A 23,264-nucleotide genomic window follows, 5' to 3' on the forward strand; every position below is an offset into this window, starting at 1 on the left:
CATGGCAGCCCTCCTCCCCGTCAACGAAGCGCTGGCGCGGATCCTGGCCGGTGTCGATACGCTCGATTTCGAAATCGTTCCCCTTGCGGACGCAGGCGGCCGCGTCCTCGCCGAAGATCTTCACGCCAAGCGCCAGCAGCCGCCCTTTGCTGCCTCGGCGATGGACGGTTACGCCGTGCGCGCCGCGGATGTCACGACCGTGCCTGCGACCTTGCAATTGATCGGTCAATCCGCCGCCGGGCATGCTTTTGCCGGCACCGTCGGCCCAGGTGAGACAGTGCGGATTTTCACGGGAGCCCCGCTTCCCGACGGCGCGGACAGCGTCGTCATCCAGGAAAACACCGTTGCGCATGGCGAGCGCATCGAGATCGCCGAGCCTATCGAACAGGGCAAGAATATCCGCAAGGCCGGGTTGGACTTCAATGAAGATGACGTGCTGCTTGAGGCAGGACGTGTGCTCGATGCGGGCGCGCTGGCTCTTGCCGCATCGGGCAATCATCCGGCTGTCCCGGTCGTGCGCCGGCCCCGCATCGCAATCCTTGCGACGGGCGACGAACTGGTTGCTCCCGGCGAAGATATGCGACCTGACCAGATCGTCGCATCGAACAGTTTCGGCCTTGCGGAAATCGTACGCCAGGCGGGCGGCCTCGCCATCGATCTTGGTATTGCCGAAGACCGCGCCGAAGCCCTGAGCGCAGCTTTCGACCGCGCCACGGCCGCCGACGCTGATGTTGTCGTGACCCTCGGCGGCGCATCCGTCGGCGATCATGATCTCGTCCAGCCCGCGCTCGCTGCGCGCGGCATGGTCCTCGATTTCTGGAAGATCGCGCTGCGGCCCGGCAAGCCGTTGATGTTCGGCCGTCTTGACGGTACCCGGATTCTCGGGCTTCCCGGCAATCCCGTATCCAGTCTCATCTGCGCGCATATCTTCCTCGTGCCGCTTATCCGCGCGTTCAGCGGTCTTGCACACGAGCCGGATATGCGCAGCGCCGAACTCGGGACAGACATGGCGATGAACGACCAGCGACAGGACTATGTGCGGGCTCGCGTCATACGGCAGCCGGACGGCACGCTCGTCGCCACGCCCTTCGCGCTGCAGGATTCCTCGATGCTGAAGTTCTTCGTCGAGGCAAATGGCCTGATCGTGCGCAAGCCCTTTGCGCCGGCCGCGCCCGCGGGGTCGCCCTGCGAAGTCTTGATGTTGCGCTAGGGCAACGCTTTAAGGTTGTTGAATAGGTGCATGCCTTGGGATCTATGGACCAAGCAAACTTAGTTTGTTAAGATTTTTAAGTTGATTCGGTTGTCTATTTAAGTAATGCAACCATTGGTTGTACACATTTAGTAATTTTGTTGAGTAACTTCCCGCCACTACGGGCCATTTGAATAACTATTGAGAGGTTTTTAGTGCCTTTGTTCGGGCGCTTATCATAAGTTTTCTTCGTGACGTAAGTTTATATTTCACGGCCTATAATTTATTGCTCAAGGTATTTTACATTGATCGTATTGATGAAAATTGCCTGCTTTTGGGCCAATTTGTCAAAATATTTTCTAACAATGATCCTTGCGGGACTCCTGGCATGGGGGCTGCAAGGCGTGGCGCAGGCCCAGGTGCAGCGCAGCATCATCAATCAAGGCTTCGAAGAGCCCGTGATCGGAGTCATAGTTTGCTATGCGACCATCCGAGAAAGTCTCGTTCCCGGCTGGAGTACATCCCACACAACGACAGGGAAACCACAGGGGACCTGTCCGTCGGTGAAGCCCTTCGGAAGTCTCCTAGGAGGAAGTGGTGGCTTCATAGAGATTTGGCGATCGGGGTATAGTGGCTTTACTTCGTCGGAAGGGAACCAGTTTGTCGAACTGAACGCCGATGAGTCCTCGCGACTGTACCAGACCGTTTGTCTCGTTAACGGAGAAACTTTCAACTGGCGCTTCGCGCACCGCGCGCGCCTCGCCGGCGAGGAGACTATATCTTTCAACATTTCTCCGACATCAAATCCGGCCGGGCTGGCCACCAACGCCACAGAAATTGTGTCAGATATCGCGAAAAAGGCGGATGGCTGGAAAAAACGCAGCGGCACTTTCACATATACGGGTGAATCCGGCTTGCAGACTCTGGGGTTCAGATCGAGCGACTCGGGCAGTAACGGAAACTTTCTCGACGACGTTCAAATAGAGTTGACGCCATATGTCGAGTTGCAGCCCGGTGAGAGCAGCGGTGCGGAAAGCATCGGTTCAGCAAATCTCCCGACGCTACGTCTCGCCGGTACTTTGACCAAACCACTGACATTGACGGTCAGCGTCAGCGGTACGGCAACACTCGGAAAAGACTTCACAACGCCTAACGGGACAGACAAGTTTACAGTCGATATCCCCGCCGGTGACTATGACGGAACCAACGGCGTTGCAAGCGGTATCAAGGTCACAAACGACAGCGATATCGAGTCGAACGAAACGATTATTCTTACAATCGAGGCAAATAGCGCCGCTTACACGCTCGCGAGTACGACGACGTGCGGCGGCAAATCGACGACCACCACGAAGTATACAATACTGGATGACGACGCGCGTATTACGGTCAAGAAGCAACTGACGGGCAAACGGGTCAACCCAACCGATCAATTCAAGCTGTTTGTCGCTGACGCCAGCAAGGTCGCCCTGGCGGCCACCACGACGACGGGCACCGGTACGACGGTAACCGGCTTTGCGACAGCAAATGTCGTGGGCGGTTCAAAGTATACTGTGATGGAGTCGGCTTCCGGCGCCGCGGAAACACCCTATCTCGTTGAGTCATATGAATGCGTGAATGCAAATGCGGCGTCCGGGACTGCCCTTCCATCGGGAAAAACGCTGACCAGCTTCGATATCACCCCCGCAGTCGGGGACGATATTACCTGCACGTTCAAGAACGCCCCCTATACTTACGCCCTGACATTGGTGAAGTCGGTCACATTCGGCAACTTCTTCACCAAGCTTAATGAGAGGATCACCTATAGCTACACCGTCACCAATTCCGGCAATATACCGATTACAGATCCAATAGGGATTTACGACGACAAAATCCCTGCCATGACGTGTCCATCCCTCCCGGCTGGTGGACTTTTACCAAACGCGTCGCTGGTATGCTCGGCCACGTATTCCGTAAAGCAGGCCGATCTTGACGCGAACAAGATAACCAATATCGCGCACGCCGCAATCGGGAAGATCGAATCCGCCCGAGTGTCAGCCACGGCTTACCGCGCTCCTGCACTGGGTTTGGACATAAAGATCACGCCCAACCCCTACGCGGCCGTCGGCGCCAAGATCGTCTACACATACACCGTGACCAATATCGGCAATTTGGCGATCACCAAACCCATTCTAATCACGGATGACAAATATACGGTGAAGTGCAATCCGCTGCCGGCGGGCGGGTTGGCTGCAAAAGCCACGCTGACCTGTACCGCCGAATATACTGTCAAACAGGAGGACCTCGACGCCGGCAAGATCGTCAATATAGCGTCGGCCACCAGCCAAGGCGTTCCTCCCTCTGTCCCGGTAACCGGAACCGCATTGGCAGAGCAGAAACAGGGGCTGACGTTAGAGAAAAAGGTGGCTGGCGGGCTGAAAACTTATGCTGCCGTGGGTGAAAAAATCACTTACGACTATACGGTCAGCAATACCGGCAACGTGACGATCACTAAACCGATCAGCGTCACCGACGACAAGATCGGTAATGTCACATGCCCGAATCTGCCCAGCCCGCCGACGCCGAAGGGGAGTGTGGTCGATGGCAAGCTTGCGCCGGGCGTAAAGATCGTCTGTACGGCAGAATACCTTGTGACTCAGGACGATCTCGATGGTGGCAGCGTCACCAACAAGGCGCAGGCAACCGACGGCGTCATAAAATCAAACGAAGTGCTCGTAACGGCGGCAGCCACACAGGCTCCCGCGCTGAAACTTGAAAAGACAATCACGACCGGCGACCCTTTCAAGGCGGTCGGCGACAAGGTGGGCTATAGTTACAAGGTCACAAATACCGGCAATGTGACGATCACCAAGCCGATCAGCATCAGCGACAACAAGATCGGAAAATTCGCCTGCTCCGCCCCGACCGACGCCGCACTCAAGCCCGGCGATATACTGACCTGTGCCGCCGACTACAGCGTAACCCAGATAGATCTCGATACTGGCAGCGTCACCAATAAAGCGCAGGCTACCGACGGCGCCACCAAGTCGCCCGAAGTGTTCGCGACGGCCACGGCCACGCAGGCTTCTGCGCTGAAGCTCGAAAAGACAATCACGACCGGCGACCCTTTCAAGGCGGTCGGCGACAAGGTGAGCTATAGCTATAAGGTCACCAATACCGGCAATTTGACGATCACCAAGCCGATCAGCATCAGCGACAACAAGATCGGTAATGTCACCTGTCCGAGTCTGCCCAGCCCGCTGACGGTGAAGGGGAGCGTGGCCGACGGCAGGCTTGCGCCCGGCGGAATATTGACTTGCACCGCCGACTACAGCGTCCTTCAGGCCGATCTCGATACTGGCAGCGTCACAAATAAGGCGCAGGCAACCGACGGCGTCGTCAAATCAAACGAAGTGGTCGTAACGACGGCAGCCACACAGGCTCCGGCGCTAAAGCTCGAAAAGTCGATCACAACCGGCGACCCTTTCAAGGCGGTCGGCGACAAGGTGAGCTATAGCTATAAAGTCACCAATACCGGCAACGTGACAATCACCAAGCCGACCTTCGACGACAAGACCTTCACCGCGCTCTATACGCTGAAACAGGCCGATATCGATGCCGGCAAGGTCGACAATGCCGCCACCGTCACCGCCACGCTGCCGTCGGGCGGCGACATCAGCAGCGACGGGGGCGTGACGACGCCGATCACGGCAGCGCCGGGGCTGGTGCTGGAGAAGAAGGTCGCATCGCCATCCGGCACAACCGCCGGTTCCACCATCGCCTATAGCTTCACCGTCAAGAACACCGGCAATGTGACGCTGAAGAATATCCGGCTCACCGACAAGCTTGTCGATGCCTTGGTCAGCGGCGATCCCATTGCCGAGCTTGCCCCCGGGGCTTTCGACGACAAGACTTTTACCGCACTCTATACGCTGAAGCAGGCCGACATCGATGCCGGCAAGGTCGACAATGCTGCCACCGTCACCGGTACGCTGCCGTCAGGCAGCGATATCAGCAGCGACGGCGCCGTGACGACGCCGATTGTGGCCGCGCCGGGGCTGGTGCTGGAAAAGAAGACTGGACCGCCATCCGGCAATACGGTCGGCTCGACCATCACCTATAGCTTCACCGTCAAAAACACCGGCAATGTGACGCTGAAGAACATCCGGCTCGGCGCCCTCGCCGCCGTCACCTATGAGCCGACAGCGGAGGATAGTTACTATCTCGGCTACCGCCTCGACCCCGACCGTGCCTTTGACCTCGACCGTACCTACGATCTCGATGGGACTGATTACGGCGCGATCGTCATCGGTGCGCGGCGCAAGCTCGACGATTATTGGTCGACCTATGCTGAAAACAATTATGACCTGTTCGGAAGGCGCAATTCGCTCGCCCAAACCTACGGTGTCGTCTATACGCCCGATGCCAAATGGACGGTCGATGGCGGGCTCGAGATCGGCACAGTCGAAGACGATACGATCGATCCCTCCACAAATCTCGAACGTTCCGATTTCGACCGCAAGGCGATCTCCCTGTCGGTCGGCTACAAGGATGAGGATCGCATTGCCGCGCGCATTCGCGGTGAGACTCGTTTCGAAGATTCCGACGATGATACCCGCGATCTCAACACCTACCTCTTCGCCACGGGATTCAGCTGGAAAACGAACGACAACTGGCGGCTGCTCGCCAATATCGATTCAGTTCTCTCGGACTCGAACGGTGATGGTTCGTTCAGGGATGGCGACTATGTCGAAGCCTCGCTCGGTTATGCCTATCGTCCGGTCACGAACGACCGGCTGAACGCCCTTTTCAAATATACCTGGCTTTACGATCTTCCGGGCGAGGATCAGGTCAGCGCGGTGACCGGCGACGAATATGGGCCGGCACAGCGCAGCAACATTCTTTCCGCCGATTTCACCTACGATCTCGTTCCATGGCTCTCAGTCGGCGCGAAATACGGCTTCCGCTACGGCGAAGTGCGCGAGCGGCTTCAGGATGATCTCGACGAATTCTCCGATTGGCAGACTTCCTCAGCGCATCTCGGCATTGTTCGAACCGATTTTCATATCGTCAAGAAATGGGACGCCTTGCTTGAAGGGCGCGTCATGTATATGGCCGAAGCGGATACGACGGATCTTGGTGTGCTCACCGCCGTTTATCGCCACGTCGGCGAGAACTTCAAGGTCGGTGTCGGCTACAATTTCGGCAATTTCTCCGACGATCTGCGCGACCTGACGCTCAACGACCGCGGTGTCTTCTTCAACGTCGTCGGTAAGTACTGACACATCGTCATCATTTGCGTCGCTGTGGTACCGGCAATGAGTCATTTCCGCGATTTCGATATCGGCGCACTCCTTCTACACGACATATTAATACTTGTGGAACACAACTGGAACAGATAGTGTTTGTTCTGGTTTTGTTTTTCCGATTCCGTTTCGAAGGATCGCCGATGCTCACGCGTAAACAACACGAACTTCTGCTCTTTATCCATGAGCGCCTGAAGGAAACCGGCATCCCTCCATCCTTTGACGAGATGAAGGATGCATTGGACCTTGCGTCCAAATCAGGCATACATCGGCTGATAACAGCGCTCGAGGAACGTGGGTTCATTCGCCGGCTTGCTAACCGCGCGCGGGCACTGGAAGTTCTGCGCTTGCCGGATTCGATTGCGCCTGGCCTCAATGCGCAAAAGAAATTTTCGCCAAGCGTGATCGAGGGCAGCCTCGGCCGCAATGTCACCCCGCCCCGCCCGCAGCCGCGCGCTTCGGATGACGACGGCGCGCCGACGATCATCAACATACCCGTCATGGGCCGGATCGCGGCCGGTGTGCCAATATCCGCCATCCAGAACCAGACGCATATGATCGGCCTGCCGCCAGACATGATCGGCAGCGGCGAGCACTACGCGCTGGAGGTCAAGGGCGATTCCATGATCGAGGCGGGCATCTTCGACGGCGATACAGTCGTCATCCGACGCGGCGACACCGCCAATCCCGGTGAAATCGTGGTTGCGCTCGTCGATGACGAAGAGGCAACCTTGAAGCGCTTTCGGCGCAAAGGGGCGTCGATTGCTCTCGAGGCCGCCAATCCGGCCTATGAGACGCGCATATTCGGGCCGGATCGGGTGCGCGTGCAGGGCAAGCTGGTCGGTTTGATCCGCCGTTACTGATGTATCGGGTCTTCCTGATCGTCTGCCGGTGGCTTGGTCTTTGCAGCACGCCGTTGCAGTTTTTGCTCCGCAAGATTGCGGGCCGTGCGGGAAAAGACCCGATAGGCGTTCCATGGGCGCTGCGGGGAGCCCACGGCGTAGATAATTTGCGCAGACTGTAGGCGTGCCCGCAGTTGTTCTTCAGCAAGTGCAGCCGCACCAAGTCCGGACGGTGGATCGGCATTGCTTTCACCGAGCCTTATTTCTGCGGAGCCGCGTAACGCCAACTCCTGCGCGGTAATTACAAGAACGTCCCCCGAGTCGCAGGTTGCAGCGGGACCGGTGAAGGCAAGGACGACGATATCGCCCTCGGCACAAGCCGTTGATTTTTTGGTCGGATCATCCGTATAGGCGACGATGAGGCCGCCGGTTTCTCGTGCGAGGCACACGCCGTCGGCGCACTCAAACTGCCCGTCGGTCGGCGGTGCACCATTCTTTGCCGGCGTGAGCACTTGACTTGCGCCGTACCCCTGCTGCCAGTTATCGAGGGTGAACCGGCTTGCGGTCGCGCGGTTCACTGTCAGTGCGTCATCAGGGGCACTTAAGGCAACGAGTTTGCCCTCTTCGGCAATCACGATATCCGGCGGACGTGCCGAGAGGAGCGGTGCTATCGCCAGGGCCATCACGGCGAATCCGACGAGCCGCAGCCGTGTTGTCAGCAACATGAGCAGGACCAGTCCCGCGGTCATCAAAAGCAGGCTCGTTTGCGGCATTGATCCGAAATTGCCGCTTGGCGAATGCGCGCTGACCATCTTCGCGATCGCAATGACCCATTCGATGCCGCGTTCCATGACCGCAAACGGCAGCCAATCGAGATCAAATGGCATCGCAAGAACAGCAAGCACCGCAAACGGCATCACAAAGATCGAGACAACGGGCAGCGCCAGCGCGTTGCCCACAAGCCCAAGCGGCGCTGTGTTGTTGAAATGGTAGGCGGCGAAGATCGAGCTCGCCGTCCCGGCAACCAACGAAGTCATGGCGATGGCGCCGACATGGCTTGCCGCCATCATCGGCAAACGCAGAAGCAATCCCTCGCCTTTCGTCCGGTTTGACCTGTTCTTCCGGCGCGATCTCCATCCGTAATATGCAATGAGCGCGCCCGTCGCCGAATATGACATCTGGAAACTCGGTCCGAGAATTTCATGCGGAAGCAGCGCTATCGTGATCAAAGCGCCGATGGCGAGATTGCGCATGGAGATTGCCGCGCGATCGGCCATCATGGCAATGAGCATCACCGCCAGCATCACAAAACTGCGCTGTGCCGCTACGTCAGCGCCAGAGAGCAGGAGATAGAAACCGGAACCGGCAAGGGCGACGAATGCCGCCAGTTTTTTCATCGGAAAGCGGGCTGCAAAGCCGGGGAAGAGGGCCATGCTCGCGCGCAGCGAGCCGACGATGATGCCGGCGACCAGCGCCATGTGAAATCCGGAAATCGAAAGAATATGCGAAAGCCCGCTCAGTCGCATTGCGTCGTTGGTCGCCTCGCTGATGCCGTCGCGCTGGCCGGTGATCAGCGAAGCTGCAATATCGCCGGGTTCCCCCTTGATACGGGAAAGCACGCGCTGGGTAAGTTGTTGGCGGATATTGGCGACCGTTTGCCAGGCTTGAGAAGTATGCGCCTCGTCGGCTGGCACTGCGGCGGCGAGTTGAGGTTTGCCAAGGAAAAAACCATTTGCGCCTATGCCCTTATAGTAATTATTGAATGCAAAATCGTAATTGCCGGGCCGTACCGGACCTTGCTGCGGCCGCAGGTGGACGAGGCCCTGCAGTCCTGTGCCGATTATCGTTCCGGCCGGCACGGATCGCGCCGACACGACAACCCGTTGCGGCGAATAGCGGAGTGTCGGCCGCTCGCTTGCGACGATGTCGAGGGTGACGCGCCACCCGCCTCTTGCGTCTCGGGCCATGGTCACGACGCGCCCGGTCAAACGGGTGGTAATCTCCGACCCCAGCATCCTCGTGTCCGCACGCATGGTTTCGAGCTTGCCGGCGACCATTCCCGCGACAACGGCAACCGCAAAGGCGAGCGCCAGTCTGGTCCTCGGACGAGCGTGTGCGAGCTGCATCAGCCCGACAAGCAGGGTCAGCCCGAACAAAATGGCGCTCAGCCTCGGCTCCGCCGATGCGCCGAAATAGATGATGGCGCCGATGCCGCAACACACCGGGAGAAACAGGAACAGGGTGCCGCGCTCGATTTCCTGGCTAAAAAGCGTCGGCGCTGCGACGAAGGCGCGCCTCGTCGCCGCCATGGCAATCGCCATAAGTCGCTTACCCGCAGAGAGTTCAGTCCCCCGCCCCAGAACGCCCGTTTCTGTCCCTGGATAGGTCGCAACGGCGTTACCAGTGTCGTGAGCACTGAAAAAGAATAGCCGCTCATCGATTTTTGATCTGGTCTGCGGCTCCTCCATTTGCCCCCAAGCACCAATACGCTTGCACCTCAGCGGTGCTATGCTACATGAACGCCAGATCAATTCGATTGGACGTTCGTCTGATAGCGCGACGCGTCCCTGGAGCTCCCATGTCGTCCCCTGTCGTTACACGTTTTGCCCCATCCCCTACCGGCTACCTCCACATTGGCGGTGCCCGCACGGCACTGTTCAACTGGCTCTATGCAAAGCATACGGGCGGCAAGATGCTGCTGCGGATCGAGGACACGGATCGCGAACGTTCGTCAGATGCGGCAGTGACCGCCATCCTCGACGGTTTGACCTGGCTCGGCCTCGATTGGGATGGCGAGGCTGTGTCCCAATACGCCCGCGCCGGTCGCCATCGCGAGGTCGCCGAGGAACTCGTTGCCAAGGGCAAAGCCTATTATTGCTACGCATCGCCGGCCGAACTTGAAGAAATGCGCGAGAAAGCCCGCGCCGAAGGCCGGCCGCCGCGTTATGACGGACGCTGGCGCGACCGCGATCCCAAGGAAGCACCTGAGGGCATCAAGCCGGTCATTCGGGTCAAGGCGCCGCAGGAAGGCGAGACTGTCGTGCACGATCAGGTGCAGGGCGACGTGCGTTTCCCCAACAAGGATCTCGACGATTTCATCATCTTGCGCTCAGATGGCACGCCTACCTATATGCATGCAGTGGTCGTTGACGACCACGACATGGGCGTTACGCATATCATTCGCGGTGACGACCACCTGACCAACGCAGCGCGTCAGACCGTTATTTATAACGCCATGGGTTGGGATGTACCGGTTATGGGCCATATTCCACTCATTCACGGCGCGGATGGCGCCAAGCTTTCGAAGCGCCACGGTGCGCTCGGGGTTGAGGCGTATCGCGCAATGGGCTACCTGCCCGCCGCACTGCGCAATTATCTCGTTCGCCTGGGCTGGAGCCACGGCGACGACGAGATCATGTCGGACGCACAGATGATCGAGTGGTTCGAGATATCGGACATTAATCGCGGTGCCTCCCGCTTCGATTTCCAGAAGCTCGAGGCAATTAACGGCCATTATATGCGCATCACGGACGATGCCGCGTTGGTCGAGGCCATGATCGCCATCCTGCCCGAGATCGAGGGCGGCGAAGCAATTCTCGCCCGGCTCAACGATACGACGAGGCAGCAACTCGTGGCGGCCATGCCCGGCCTCAAGGAGCGCGCAAAGACGCTTGTCGAACTCGCCGATAGCGCGAAATATCTTTTCGTTGATCGTCCGCTGACGCTCGACGACAAGGCAGCGGCACTGCTGAATGACGAAGGTTTGGGCGTGCTGGCCGGCGTGTTGCCCGAGCTTGCTGCGGTCGATGACTGGACGGCGTCCGCGCTCGATGCCGCAGTGCGGGTCTATGCCGAAAAAACCGGGCTCAAACTCGGCAAAGTGGCACAGCCGCTGCGTGCCGCATTGACAGGAAGAGCAACGTCTCCGGGTGTTTTTGACGTGCTTGAGGTGCTCGGGAGGGACGAATCCCTCGGCCGGATCAAGGACCAGGTAAAAGGATGAGAAGTGCGTCCTCCAGGCGCATTTTTGCATTGCAACATCGCGCCGTTTGAGTACGGTGTCGTGCCTGAGGAATTCACGATCTACGGCCTCGCTTGAGGCAAGTGCTTTTGCGCTGGATCAGCGCAAGCTGAAGCAAGAAAGGAACGGCAATGTCTGAAAACAACGTCAACATCGATCTAAATGGTCACCAGTTCTCAATGCCCGTGCGCAAGGGGACCATTGGACCGGATGTCGTGGACATTGGGACACTCTACAAGAACACGGGCGCCTTTACCTATGATCCCGGTTTCACGTCCACGGCGTCCTGCGAGTCGCAGATAACCTATATCGACGGCGATGAAGGCATCCTGCTGCACCGCGGCTATCCTATCGAGCAACTGGCCGAGCATGGCGATTTTCTCGAAGCCTGCTATCTGCTGCTCTACGGCGAACTGCCGACGAAGAGCCAGAAGGCCGATTTCGATTACCGCGTGACGCATCACACGATGGTGCACGAGCAGATGTCGCGTTTCTTCAGTGGTTTCCGCCGCGACGCGCATCCCATGGCGGTCATGGTCGGCTGCGTCGGCGCGCTGTCCGCGTTCTACCACGACTCGACCGATATTTCCGATCCGCATCAGCGCATGGTCGCCTCGATCCGCATGATCGCCAAGATCCCGACCCTCGCTGCCATGGCCTACAAGTACCACATCGGCCAGCCATTCGTTTATCCGCGCAACAACCTCGATTTCGCGACGAACTTCCTGCACATGTGCTTTGCCGTGCCCTGTGAAGACTATGTGCCAAATCCAGTGCTTGCACGCGCGATGGACCGGATCTTCATTCTTCATGCGGATCATGAGCAAAACGCGTCGACGTCAACCGTGCGCCTCGCAGGCTCTTCCGGCGCAAACCCGTTTGCGTGTATCGCAGCAGGCATCGCCTGCCTGTGGGGTCCTGCCCATGGCGGCGCCAACGAAGCCGCACTCAACATGCTCGGCGAAATCGGCTCGGTCGACCGCATTCCGGAGTTTATCGCCCGCGCCAAGGACAAGAACGATCCGTTCCGCCTTATGGGATTTGGCCACCGGGTCTACAAGAACTACGATCCGCGCGCGAAGATCATGCAGCAGACCACCAAGGAAGTGCTTGGCGAACTCGGCATTAAGGACGATCCGCTGCTCGACGTTGCCATGGAGCTCGAGAAAATCGCGCTAACGGATGAATATTTCATCGAAAAAAAGCTTTATCCGAATGTCGACTTCTATTCGGGTATCACATTGAAGGCTCTCGGCTTCCCCACCACCATGTTCACCGTGCTCTTCGCTGTGGCACGTACGGTTGGCTGGATCGCCCAGTGGAAGGAAATGATCGAGGATCCGCACCAGAAGATCGGTCGTCCGCGCCAGCTCTACACCGGTGCGACACAGCGAGACTATGTAAGCGTCGAGAATCGCAAGTAATCTGCCTGCAGCCGTAATGAATAAAGGGCGCCGTTTGGCGCCCTTTTTTTGCTGGCCGGATTTTTAATCGCGCTTTGCCAGCTCGAGCACTTTTTGCGCTGCGATTTCACCGGACGGGCGCTCAGTCTGCATCAGGCTGGCAATCTTGTCGAAACTTTCGAGCTGGGCGCTGCGGCGATGGCCGGGAACCAGCAATTGTTCGAGCTGGCGGGCCAGAGATCCAGCGCGAACGAACACGTTAAAGTATTCCGGCACGACCGGTGCATCTGCGATGATGTTCGGCAGAGCCGCGCTCCAGATGGTAATGCGCGGTGCCAGAAAGGTGCGCGCGAGCCAGTCCGGCCGGTAAGAGAGAACGGTCGGGATGCGGGCGAGCGCAAGCTCAAGCGACACGGTGCCGGACGCCGCAAGCGCGGCATCGGCGGCCGCAAAAGCATGCAGACGCTGCGCCTCGCCGACGACTATGTCCGGCTGGATTTTCCAGCCCGCTGTAAGCTCCCTGACCAGTGGCTCGATCTTCGGCAGAGTGGGCAGCGTTACCTTGATCTGGTTGCCGCGTTTGGCGAGAAGTTCGATGGCTTCTCCAAACGGCTCCGCAAGGCTCGTTACCTCGGACCGGCGCGATCCCGGCAAGACAACGAGATTCTTTTCGGTGCGTTCGCCAAGCTGCGCTTCGCGCGAGCGGTTCTGCCGGGCAGCTTCAAGAAGCGGCGCGTGCGAAACGAGCCGATGGCCGACATAGGTCGCAGGCGGACCGTCAAGATCCTTCAAGGCCTCCACTTCGAAAGGCAGGATTGCAAGCACATGGTCGATATAGGATCGCATCGCCTTGGCCCGTTCCGGTCGCCAGGCCCAGACTGAGGGGCTTATGTAGTTGACGATAGGGATCGAAGGGTCGGCCGCCCTCACCTTGCGCGCTACACGATGAGTGAAGTCGGGGCTGTCAATGATCACCAGGCAATCGGGTTTGGCGGCGACAATCGCATTGGCAAGTTGAGATATGCGCCGGATGAGTTGCGGCAGCTTCTTGACGATGGCACTCAGACCCACAAGGGCGATTTCATGCTGGTCGAACAGGCTGTCGAGGCCAAGCGCGGCAAGATGCTCGCCGCCAACGCCTGTCAGCGTCACGTCGCCGGGGAAGCTGCGACGCAGCGCCTCGACGAGATCGGCACCGAGCAGATCACCGGATTCTTCGCCCGTGACGATCGCGAGGCGCAGCGGTTTTTCAACTGCCATCGGTGCGCGTCTCCTGGACAAAGGTCTCGACAAACAGGCCGGCCTCGTTGGCGGCCTTTATCGTTTCCTCGTAGCCGAGGATCAATGTACGCCCGCTCTCGATGGCGATGCCCTTGAGGCCAGCCTTTGCGGCATTCTCAATGGTGCTGATGCCGATCGCCGGAAGATCCGCCCGCACCTCCTGTTGCGGCTTGGCGCATTTGACGAGCACGCCGCCCGTGCTGTGTATGCGCTTCGCCAGACGCAACTCAGCGACGCGCTGCAGCATTGCGTCGGTGCCTTCGACCCCCTCGAGCGCAACCACGCGGCCACCCACCGCAACGGCCCCCTGGCCGATATCGAGCGCACCGATGGCGGCAGCAGCCCGCCGAGCGGCCTGCATATTGGCGATGCTGTCCTGATCCGGCTGTTTGTGCGTAAGCGTCGATGGCTCAGGCGTTAGAATATCAGGGACGATCTCATGGGCGCCCACAACCCGAAATCCATAGGATTCGATGGTGGCGATAACGGCGCGCAGAAGCCCGTCATCACCAAGCCGGAACGCGCGCAGGAAGCGGTAGAGGGCCACAAGGTTGCCGTTGCCCGGGCGCAGGGCGTGGCGAAACTCCGGGCGGTGACGAACGCCGCCCGCCAGTACCACGTTCGTGATGCCTTCGGCCTTCAGGATCCTGACGAGCCCACCGAGTTCGACGATGGAAATCTCGGCGTGTTTTCCCTGATAGATCGATGGCTCCGCCTCGCCCTTGATGGCGATCATCAACGGATCGGCGCCCTGCTTTCGCAGGCTCTCCGCCACGGCCAGAGGCAGTTGTCCGTTGCCCGCGACGATGGCTGTCCTGCCTGAAATCGCAGGAGGCGCTTTAACTGTTGTCGTCACTGTCACTGATCTCGATAGCGGAATCGAGCGGCGGCGTGCAGTAAGCGCGCTTGGTATCAGTGGTGATGAAATCGATCAGGTCCGCGACAGCCGGCGAATCCGGATAGGCAGCGCGAACATCGTCTGCCCTCGCCCTGATCGACTTCGTACGATCGAATAGCATGCGCACGGCGTGACGGAGCTTGTGAATCTCCGGACGGGCCATGCCAGACCGCTTCATGCCAATGATGTTCAGTCCACCAAGATAGGCGTGGTTGCCGATTGCCATTCCATAGGGCACGAGATCACTTGCCAGCGCCGCAAGCCCGCCAATGAAGGCATGGTGGCCAACGCGCACAAACTGATGAATGCCGGCGCCGCCGCCGATAATCACATTATTGCCGATGGTGACATGGCCGCCGATCATGACATTGTTGGAAAAGGTCACGTTGTCGCCGATGATGCAATCATGCGCGACATGCGCATAGGCCAGGAACATGCAGTTATCGCCGACCGTGGTTATGCCGCGGCTTCCGTCCGTGCCGCGGTGCATGGTGACGCCTTCGCGGATGACGCAGTTCTTGCCGATGACGAGGGTCGTGCGACCACCCTTATGCTTGGTGTTCTGCGGCTCGCCGCCGAGTACGGCGTTCGGATAGACCTTCGCGCCATTCCCCAGCGTCGTCGGTCCCATGATGACCACGTGGCTCAGGAGTTCGACATCATCGCCGATAACGGCATCGGGACCCACATGGCAGAACGGGCCGATCGAAACCCTCTCACCAATGACTGCGCCCGGCTCGATGATCGAGGTCGGGTGAATAATGGACAAGGACATCAGGCGCCGGTCTCATCTTCATCAGGGAAACTCACCATCGCGGCGACTTCGGCTTCCGCTACCTTGAAACCATCAACCTCGGCAATGCATCCATATTTATGGATGTTGCCCCGCTGCTTGAGCTTGGTGACGCGCAGTTTCAACTGGTCGCCCGGAACGACCGGCTTTCTGAACTTGGCATTGTCGATGGTCATGAAGAAGACCTTGCCCGGCTTGCCGCTGCCATTATGAAACAGCACGATTGCGCCGGCTGTCTGCGCCATGGCTTCGATGATCAAAACACCAGGCATGATCGGCAGTTCAGGAAAGTGTCCGGCAAAATGTGGTTCGTTGATCGATACATTCTTGATACCGGTGGCCGAAACGTCACGATCGATATCGACGATGCGATCGATCAGCAGAAATGGATAACGATGCGGCAGGTTCGCAAGAACCTTCTGGATGTCGGCAACGCCGAGACTGTCCACCTTCACATTGTCACTCATCTGAACCGCTCTCCTTCTTGGTCCTCGTCATCGCACGAACGCTGGCGATTTCACGAAACCACTGCTTGAATGGCTGGGCGGGCGCGCCGGCCCATCTTTCGCCATCCGGAATATCATTCATCACGCCGCTCGCCGCCGCAATCTCGACGCGCGATCCAATGTTGACGTGATCAGCAATGCCGACGCTTCCTCCGAGCCTCGTCATATCGCCGAGTTCAACGCTGCCGGAAATGCCACATTGTGCGGCTATAACACAATGACGCCCGATGCGTACATTGTGAGCAATCTGCACGAGGTTGTCGATTTTAGTGCCTTCTCCGATGACCGTATCCGCCAGTGCCCCCCGGTCTACCGTGGTATTCGCGCCAATCTCCACATTGTCCTGGATAATGACGCGGCCAAGCTGCGGCATCTTTTCCAGCCCTGCCCTGCCAGCGACATAGCCGAAGCCATCCTGTCCGATACGCACGCCAGGATGCAGCAGCACGCGATTGCCAAGAAACGCGTACTGGATGGACGAATTTGGTGCCACGTAGCAATCGCGGCCGATCTTGCAGCCATTGCCGATGACAACGTTCGCCGCAATCACCGTGCCCGACCCGATCGATACATTGCTGCCGATAATCGCGCCGGGCTCGATCGTTACATTGTCTTCGATTTCAGCGGACGGATCGACGATTGCATGCTCGGAGATACCTGTCTGGCCACTCCACAAATGCGCTGTGACGGCATTCGGGTAGAGCGCACGGCCAATCGCAGCAAAATCCTGTTGGGGATGCCGCGTCACAATGACGGCGACGTTCTTTGGGACACTGCCCTTGATCTCATCGGTGCAAAGGATTCCCGCCGCCTTCAATCCCGCGAGATTGTGCGCATGTTTCTTGCTTTCGACGAAAACAAGCGCATCAGGCCCAGATTCCGTGATGGAAGCCAAACGCTTCACAAGGCGATTGGCTAATGAGCCATCCACAAGTACGCCATTGGTCAGACCAGCGATCTGACCAATAGTCACATTCTTGAGTGGCTCATAAAAGATCGGATCGGCCATCGACTAACTTTCTCCCCCGGGGAAGTTTGTCCCCGGGAGGTCAGCAATCTATCAGAATTTGCTCGACATGCCGAAGTTGAAGTTCTGCTCCTGATCGCCGTCAACCTTCTTGACCGGGACCGCATAGTCGAAGCGCAGCGGGCCGAAGGGCGAGGCCCACATGATGCTTGCGCCAAGCGATGCGCGCCATTCGGAACCAGTGGTACCCTGCGCTTCCGGAAGGTCGTTACCATAGAGCGTTGCCGCATCCGCGAAGACCGCGCCACGGATGCCGAGGCTTTCCGGTATCACGGGCATCGGGAACTGCGCTTCCGCCGAAGCATTGAAGTAAGTCGTGCCGCCGAGGAAGCTGCCCTTCGAATCGGTAACGGTGGTATCGCGAGGACCGATACCGGCATATTTGAAGCCGCGGATCATTTCCGAATTGTTCTTGAACAAGTCGAACACGCGCAGATCTTCGTCGCCGAAGCCGGCAATATAGCCAGCACCGACACCGAGGAGGCCGACAATGTCCATCTCGTCAGACAAGGTCTTGTAGTACTGGCCCTTGAAGGTCGACTTCAGGAAGTTCGCGTCGCCCCCGAGACCCGCATATTCCTGATTGAACTTCGCATAGATACCGTCATGCGGGTTCTTGGTGTCGTCGATGGTGTTGTAGGTCAACGACCAGCTTACGGAGGACTTGATCCACGGGCTCTCTTCAGCCGCATCGATGAACGCCTGCGAGATTTCGGTCGGATCCGGGATGTTCGTGCCCGGGATCATCGCTTCGTCGTCGATCGTGTATTCTTCGCGCGACAGGTTATAGGCAACGCCTGCAACAAGTGCCTCCGAGATCGGCAGACCGAAACGGATCGTGCCACCGGTCACATCGGTTTCATACTTGTCGCTGACGCCGGACTGACGCTTGTAGATGTCGAAACCTGCCGCAATGCGCTGACCGAGGAAGTATGGCTCGGTGAACGACAGCGAGTAGGAACGGTTGTTGTCGAGACCGGCACCGGCAGCAATGCGGATATACTGGCCGCGGCCAAGGAAGTTGCGCTCGGTGATCGAGCCTTCCACCGTCGGGCCGGGATTTTCGCCGCCGGTCGTATAGCCACCACCGATCGAGAATTCGCCGGTCGATTTCTCGACGACGTCCACAACAAGGATCACCTGGTCCGGCTGCGAACCGGGAGCAGTCGAGATGTTGACGGTGGTGAAGAAATCAAGGGCTTCGAGCCGGCGCTTGGCGCGCTGGATGAGAACCTGATTGAAGGCATCGCCTTCGCTGACATCGAATTCGCGGCGAATGACGAAGTCCCGCGTCTTTTCGTTGCCGCGGATTTCGATGCGCTCGACATAGGCGCGCGGGCCCTGATCGATGGCGTAGGTAACAGAAATCGTATGATTCTCGAAGTTGCGGTCGCCGCGCGGTTCAACCTTGGCGAAGGCGTAGCCCTGACCGGCAACGCGTTCCGAAACCTTGATGATCGAATCTTCGACGTCTTTGGCGCTGTAGGTATCGCCTTCGCGCGTCTTTACGAGACCATTGAGCTGCGAGGTATCGACACCTTCAACCGAGCTTTCGATCTGGATCGGGCCGAATGTGTATTTCTCACCCTCTTCAACCGTGATGGTGATGGTATAGTCGTTCGTCGCCGGATCAAGATCGGCAGTCGAGGACACGACGCGGAAATCCGCATAGCCGCGGTTGTAGTAGAAGCGGCGCAGCGCTTCTTCGTCGGCGCGCAGGCGGTCTTCACTATAGACGTCGTTGCGGGTCAGCCAGGATAGCGGATTGGAACGCTTGGTCGAGATCACGTCGCTGAGGCGACGGTCGCCGAATGCCTGGTTGCCGACAAAATTGATTGCAGTGATCTTGGTGCGATCGCCTTCGTTGATCTCAAAAACGACATTAACGCGGCCTTCGCCGAGATCCATCGTGCGGGCGTTGACGGTCGCGTCGCTGCGGCCGACATTGCGATAGGCCGCGCGGACGGCTTCCACATCAGCATCAAGCGTTGCCTGATCGAACGAAGCGCGCGGCTTCAACTGAACGGCATTCTGCAGCTGCGGGTCCTTGATCTTCTTGTTGCCCTGGAAGATCACCTGGTTGACAACCTGATGCTCGGACACCTGCACGATAAGCGCGCCGCCTGCCTGGCTGATGCGCACATCGCTGAACAGGCCGGTAGCAAACAGACGCTTGGTGGCCTCATCGATATCGGCATTGGTGAAAGGCTTGCCGGGGGTAATGCCGAGATTGTCGCGCACCGTCTGGGCGTCGACACGAGCATTACCACGCACTTCAATGCGGCTAACTGTTGCTGCCTGCGCGACTGTTACGCCTGCAACCGTGGTCACGATCGCACCAGAACTTACCAGCGCCGCTGATATGGCGAGCGCCGACGCTGCACCAACAAATCTTGAACTTGCCGCCATAGGCCTTATGAACCTTCGTTTTCTCGTTGTCCCCGGGCGAGATCCCGGACTAAGCACTTACTCGCACACCGTCATAACCGGTTTTTACATACACGCAAGGCTTACGGTTAAAATCTGTTTACTTCACGCGAAAGCGTGGCATCCCTGCCACGCCAATAAGGGCTTATAGTAAACAGATCATGTCCATTTGCCAGCCCAAGCCTCTAATTTTCATCAATGTTTAATCTTTGTCACCGGCAGGCGAAGAGATCGTTAAAGATGACGAATCCCATGAAACCAAGCACGAGAAAGAAGCCAAAGCGGAAGAACAGCTCCTGAACTGCCGGTTTCACGGGCCTGCCGATGACTGCCTCTGCGGCGTAAAAGACGAGATGCCCGCCATCGAGCGGCGGCAACGGGAAAAGATTGAGGAGGCCAATTCCGATCGACAGCATCGCTGTCAGCTGTATAAGCCAGTCCACTCCCTGGCTAGCCGCCTGCCCCGCCATTGTCGCGATCTTTACGGGGCCACCGAGCTGGCATTTATCCTCGCGTCCGGCGAAGAATCGGCCGAAGAACTGCCCGGTGCGGGCCATGATGAACCCGCTTTCCCGCACAGCCTGCACAACTGATTCGACCGGGCCGTACTCAATGCGCCGGAAGTTGCCGAGTTCCTGACTGTTGACGACGCCGATCACTGCGATTTTGACAGTGTTCCCAAGCGGGTCCTTTTGTTCAGTCAATTCGGGCGTCGCCGTCAGCTTTACATCCTGTCCGTTGCGTTCGACGACGAAATCAAGCGAATCGCCGCCGCGCGAGGAAACGATGCGCTGAACATCGGCAAAGGTTTCAACCTTGTCGCCATCGACGCTTACAAACCGGTCGCCCGGCTGAAATCCTGCAACGGCTGCCGGACCTCCAGGTCGCACTTCCGCAACCATCGGATCGGCTACCATCTTGCCGTAGAGGGCGAAGAAGACGGAGAAGATCGCGATGGTGAGCAGGATATTGAACGCCGGTCCGGCAAAGACAGTCGCAGCACGCTTCCATACGGGCTGCGTATGGAAGGAAACGGCGCGCTCCTCGGCGCTCATCGCAGCGGCAGGCGCCGCGAGCGAACTCGTTACACCTTCGTCACCGGCGAATTTGACATAACCGCCGAGGGGAATGGCGCAGAGTTTCCAGCGCGTTCCCTTGCGGTCGTTGAATCCGATGAGCTCCGGTCCGAAGCCGACAGAGAAAGCCTTGACGCCGATACCGCACCAACGACCGACCAGATAGTGCCCCATTTCATGGACGAAGACGACGACAGTCAAAACTATCAGGAATGGCAGGATCGTGCCGATCAGTACGCTTTGTGTGCCAAAAAGGGTGTGCAGCATGTCCGTCTATGTATCCTCCGGGCTGCAACACATTGGCACGGCCCGTATCGGGCCTCAAAGCTCAGCCGTCTAGAAAAGTATGTCGTATGGCGTTTCCGGCGACACCAGAACTGCCCCGATGACGTATAGTAATGCTGCCGCAGCGACAAGCCCGTCGACCCGGTCCATCACGCCACCGTGACCGGGTATGAGGCGGCTCGAATCCTTGACGCCGAACTTTCGCTTCATCCACGATTCCCCAAGATCGCCGATCTGGGCGACCACGGACAGGAGCAGCGCGATGAGCGGAATGGGCACTCCGCCGGCAGGACCGATGAATGCCGCGCAGGCGACGCCGGCAGCGACACCGGCAGCCGCACCACCAATGGCACCCGCCCAGGTCTTGTTCGGTGAAAACCGCGGGGCAAGTTTGGGACCGCCGAGCGCCTTCCCGTTGAAATAGGCAAATATGTCGGTCGCCCAGACCACCGCAAACAGGAAAAGAATGGCGGCAAAGCCATCCCCCGTATCGCCGCGCAGCAAGGTAAGCGCGATGCAAGGCAGCCCCGCATAGAGGAGACCAGCCGCCGGCCAGTAGCCGGTCTCCCGTCGACCGACCGCGGCGATGATGAAGGCACCGCCGAACAGGATGGCCATCATCACGAACGTATCCTGGGCAAAAAGCAGCACGACCACGAGCAGCAGGAGGCAACCCCATGCCAGCCCCCGCGTCAAAGGAGTGGAGCGGTTCGTGATGATGAGCTGCCATTCATAGAATACGCTGATGCCGATTGCCGAGGCCAGGAGACCGAAGGCGAATCCGCCCATCCAGGTCATCGCCACGGCGATGACGATCAGGACAATCGCGCTCATGATGCGTTTTTGCAGATTGGAAAGGCCGCTTCCGAAGAAGGTCACAGAGCGATGTCCTGGGCTGTCACACCACCAAAGCGCCGTTCGCGCATCTGGAATGTCTCAATCGCTTCGGCGAGATTCGACGGTCGGAAATCCGGCCAATAGCAGGAAAGGAAGACGAACTCGGAATAGGCGGCCTGCCAGAGCAGAAAATTCGAAAGGCGCATTTCGCCGCTCGTGCGGATAATCACGTCGGGATCCGGGATGCCGGCCGTATCCAGGCGCGCTGTGATCGCCTCCGGGGTCACCGCATCGGCGGCAAGAACCCCGGCAGAGACGTCGGCAACCAACCGTTGAACCGCACGGGCAATCTCGTTGCGCGAGCCATAATTGAAGGCGATGACGAGCGTGAGACCGGTATTTGCGTCGGTCAGAGTCTCGGCTTCGGTCAGGAGCGCGCGAATGTCTTTCCCAAGCCCTTCGCGTTCGCCGATGATGCGCACTCGGACGTTCTCACGGTGCAGATCGGCCAGATCGCGCCTGATGAACAGCTTTAGCAAGCCCATCAGGTCGGAAACCTCGGAACGCGGCCGCGACCAGTTTTCCGACGAGAAGGCAAACAGCGTCATGAACGGGATGCCCATCTTGCCGGCAGCCCGGATGGTTTCACGCAGCGTCTCGACGCCAGCCTTGTGGCCTGCGGTGCGGGGCAGGCCCCTCGCCTTTGCCCAACGGCCATTTCCATCCATGATGATGGCAATGTGGCGTGGGATGGACATAGGCATTGACCTCCAGTTAGCGGATCGAGCACATCTCTTGCGAGATATTAGACCTGCATGATTTCCGCTTCTTTGGCTGCAACGACCTTATCCATTTCGGCAATGGTCTCGTCGGTCAGCTTCTGGACTTTTTCCGACAGGACGCGATTGTCGTCCTGGCTGATCGCGCCATCCTTTTCGAGCTTCTTCAACTCGTCCATGCCGTCGCGGCGGACGTGGCGCGCTGCAACCTTGGAATGCTCGACATACTGATGGGCGATCTTGACCAGTTCCTTGCGGCGCTGCTCATTGAGCTCCGGCAGTGGAATACGAAGATTGTTGCCGTCGGTGATCGGATTGAGACCGAGCCCTGCATCGCGAATTGCGCGCTCCACCTTGCCGACCATGGATTTGTCCCACACCGACACCGACAACATGCGCGATTCCGGCACCGTGATGTTGGCAACCTGGTTCAGCGGCATCATCGAGCCATAGGCATCGACGGTGATCGGTTCGAGAAGACTTGCGGAGGCACGACCGGTGCGCAGACCGTTAAGATCATGCCTCAAGGCCTGGATGGCTCCGTCCATGCGGCGTTTCAGGTCATTTAGATCGAGTGCGTCACTCATAGTCACTGCTCCTTATTCTCGGCGAAAGGCC

Annotated in this window: 16 protein-coding genes; 5 read left to right on the forward strand and 11 right to left on the reverse strand. The window is 58.6% G+C overall.

Annotation, left to right across the window (positions count from 1 at the left end; all coding sequences use genetic code 11):
- Nucleotide 1: 1 nt before the first annotated feature.
- From glp to lexA, 3 genes are all read left to right on the forward strand, one after another.
- On the forward strand, nt 2–1,210 hold the full coding sequence (glp, locus tag GF108_RS07670) for a gephyrin-like molybdotransferase Glp (protein WP_153667508.1): 1,209 nt from the start codon (nt 2–4) through the stop codon (nt 1,208–1,210).
- Nucleotides 1,211–2,103: 893 nt separating this feature from the next.
- Nucleotides 2,104–6,447: a hypothetical protein gene (locus tag GF108_RS07675; protein WP_172982587.1), complete on the forward strand. Its 4,344-nt coding sequence runs from the start codon at nt 2,104–2,106 to the stop codon at nt 6,445–6,447.
- A gap of 167 nt (nt 6,448–6,614) precedes the next feature.
- Complete coding sequence (lexA, locus tag GF108_RS07680) at nt 6,615–7,334, forward strand: transcriptional repressor LexA (RefSeq protein WP_153667510.1); 720 nt, start codon at nt 6,615–6,617, stop codon at nt 7,332–7,334.
- On the opposite strand, the gene GF108_RS07685 is transcribed toward lexA, so the two are convergent.
- Nucleotides 7,328–9,622 (reverse strand): ComEC/Rec2 family competence protein, encoded by a 2,295-nt coding sequence (locus tag GF108_RS07685; protein WP_172982588.1) that lies wholly within the window; start codon nt 9,620–9,622, stop codon nt 7,328–7,330. The genes lexA and GF108_RS07685 overlap by 7 nt on opposite strands.
- Nucleotides 9,623–9,891: 269 nt before the next feature.
- On the opposite strand from GF108_RS07685, the gene gltX reads away from it, so the two are divergent.
- Both gltX and gltA read left to right on the forward strand, forming a co-directional pair.
- Complete coding sequence (gene gltX / locus GF108_RS07690; protein ID WP_153667512.1) at nt 9,892–11,316, forward strand: glutamate--tRNA ligase; 1,425 nt, start codon at nt 9,892–9,894, stop codon at nt 11,314–11,316.
- A gap of 149 nt (nt 11,317–11,465) precedes the next feature.
- Nucleotides 11,466–12,758 (forward strand): citrate synthase, encoded by a 1,293-nt coding sequence (gene gltA, locus GF108_RS07695; RefSeq protein WP_027232616.1) that lies wholly within the window; start codon nt 11,466–11,468, stop codon nt 12,756–12,758.
- A gap of 63 nt (nt 12,759–12,821) precedes the next feature.
- Here gltA and lpxB read toward each other — a convergent pair whose 3' ends face one another.
- The 10 genes from lpxB to frr all read right to left on the reverse strand — a co-directional run bounded on the left by lpxB (nt 12,822) and on the right by frr (nt 23,233).
- Entirely contained in the window at nt 12,822–13,997 is a 1,176-nt protein-coding gene (gene lpxB / locus GF108_RS07700) for a lipid-A-disaccharide synthase (protein ID WP_153667513.1), read from the reverse strand.
- Complete coding sequence (locus GF108_RS07705; RefSeq protein WP_370462108.1) at nt 13,987–14,874, reverse strand: LpxI family protein; 888 nt, start codon at nt 14,872–14,874, stop codon at nt 13,987–13,989. Before GF108_RS07705 ends, lpxB begins: the two co-directional genes overlap by 11 nt.
- Nucleotides 14,858–15,691, reverse strand: coding sequence for an acyl-ACP--UDP-N-acetylglucosamine O-acyltransferase (gene lpxA / locus GF108_RS07710; RefSeq protein ID WP_153667514.1), 834 nt, complete (start codon nt 15,689–15,691; stop codon nt 14,858–14,860). The genes GF108_RS07705 and lpxA overlap by 17 nt, the downstream gene beginning before the upstream one ends.
- Nucleotides 15,691–16,176: a 3-hydroxyacyl-ACP dehydratase FabZ gene (fabZ, locus tag GF108_RS07715; RefSeq protein WP_027232612.1), complete on the reverse strand. Its 486-nt coding sequence runs from the start codon at nt 16,174–16,176 to the stop codon at nt 15,691–15,693. Before fabZ ends, lpxA begins: the two co-directional genes overlap by 1 nt.
- A complete protein-coding gene (lpxD, locus tag GF108_RS07720) occupies nt 16,169–17,224 on the reverse strand; it encodes a UDP-3-O-(3-hydroxymyristoyl)glucosamine N-acyltransferase (RefSeq protein WP_027232611.1) in 1,056 nt (351 codons plus the stop codon). Before lpxD ends, fabZ begins: the two co-directional genes overlap by 8 nt.
- Before the next feature lie 51 nt (nt 17,225–17,275).
- Nucleotides 17,276–19,651: an outer membrane protein assembly factor BamA gene (bamA, locus tag GF108_RS07725; RefSeq protein ID WP_027232610.1), complete on the reverse strand. Its 2,376-nt coding sequence runs from the start codon at nt 19,649–19,651 to the stop codon at nt 17,276–17,278.
- Between the two features lie 230 nt (nt 19,652–19,881).
- Nucleotides 19,882–21,012, reverse strand: a complete 1,131-nt coding sequence (rseP, locus tag GF108_RS07730) for an RIP metalloprotease RseP (RefSeq protein ID WP_153667515.1) — start codon at nt 21,010–21,012, stop codon at nt 19,882–19,884.
- Between the two features lie 69 nt (nt 21,013–21,081).
- Nucleotides 21,082–21,864 carry a phosphatidate cytidylyltransferase gene (locus GF108_RS07735; RefSeq protein ID WP_153668212.1) on the reverse strand — a complete coding sequence of 261 codons (783 nt, stop codon included), beginning with the start codon at nt 21,862–21,864 and terminating at the stop codon, nt 21,082–21,084.
- Nucleotides 21,865–21,905: 41 nt separating this feature from the next.
- Nucleotides 21,906–22,625, reverse strand: a complete 720-nt coding sequence (locus GF108_RS07740) for an isoprenyl transferase (RefSeq protein WP_246663891.1) — start codon at nt 22,623–22,625, stop codon at nt 21,906–21,908.
- Between the two features lie 47 nt (nt 22,626–22,672).
- Nucleotides 22,673–23,233: a ribosome recycling factor gene (frr, locus tag GF108_RS07745; protein WP_027232606.1), complete on the reverse strand. Its 561-nt coding sequence runs from the start codon at nt 23,231–23,233 to the stop codon at nt 22,673–22,675.
- Between the last annotated feature and the right edge of the window lie 31 nt (nt 23,234–23,264).

The sequence above is a fragment of the Phyllobacterium sp. SYP-B3895 genome, assembly GCF_009647635.1.
Taxonomy (GTDB): Bacteria; Pseudomonadota; Alphaproteobacteria; order Rhizobiales; family Rhizobiaceae; genus Phyllobacterium; species Phyllobacterium pellucidum.

What these genes read in the sequence shown, in the direction of transcription:
- glp (WP_153667508.1), top strand. Translation starts at nt 2, where the DNA reads ATGGCAGCCCTCCTCCCCGTCAACGAAGCGCTGGCGCGGATCCTGGCC.
- lexA (WP_153667510.1), top strand. Translation starts at nt 6,615, where the DNA reads ATGCTCACGCGTAAACAACACGAACTTCTGCTCTTTATCCATGAGCGC.
- GF108_RS07685 (WP_172982588.1), bottom strand. Translation starts at nt 9,622, where the DNA reads ATGGCGGCGACGAGGCGCGCCTTCGTCGCAGCGCCGACGCTTTTTAGC.
- gltX (WP_153667512.1), top strand. Translation starts at nt 9,892, where the DNA reads ATGTCGTCCCCTGTCGTTACACGTTTTGCCCCATCCCCTACCGGCTAC.
- gltA (WP_027232616.1), top strand. Translation starts at nt 11,466, where the DNA reads ATGTCTGAAAACAACGTCAACATCGATCTAAATGGTCACCAGTTCTCA.
- lpxB (WP_153667513.1), bottom strand. Translation starts at nt 13,997, where the DNA reads ATGGCAGTTGAAAAACCGCTGCGCCTCGCGATCGTCACGGGCGAAGAA.
- lpxA (WP_153667514.1), bottom strand. Translation starts at nt 15,691, where the DNA reads ATGTCCTTGTCCATTATTCACCCGACCTCGATCATCGAGCCGGGCGCA.
- fabZ (WP_027232612.1), bottom strand. Translation starts at nt 16,176, where the DNA reads ATGAGTGACAATGTGAAGGTGGACAGTCTCGGCGTTGCCGACATCCAG.
- lpxD (WP_027232611.1), bottom strand. Translation starts at nt 17,224, where the DNA reads ATGGCCGATCCGATCTTTTATGAGCCACTCAAGAATGTGACTATTGGT.
- bamA (WP_027232610.1), bottom strand. Translation starts at nt 19,651, where the DNA reads ATGGCGGCAAGTTCAAGATTTGTTGGTGCAGCGTCGGCGCTCGCCATA.
- rseP (WP_153667515.1), bottom strand. Translation starts at nt 21,012, where the DNA reads ATGCTGCACACCCTTTTTGGCACACAAAGCGTACTGATCGGCACGATC.
- GF108_RS07735 (WP_153668212.1), bottom strand. Translation starts at nt 21,864, where the DNA reads ATGAGCGCGATTGTCCTGATCGTCATCGCCGTGGCGATGACCTGGATG.
- GF108_RS07740 (WP_246663891.1), bottom strand. Translation starts at nt 22,625, where the DNA reads ATGTCCATCCCACGCCACATTGCCATCATCATGGATGGAAATGGCCGT.
- frr (WP_027232606.1), bottom strand. Translation starts at nt 23,233, where the DNA reads ATGAGTGACGCACTCGATCTAAATGACCTGAAACGCCGCATGGACGGA.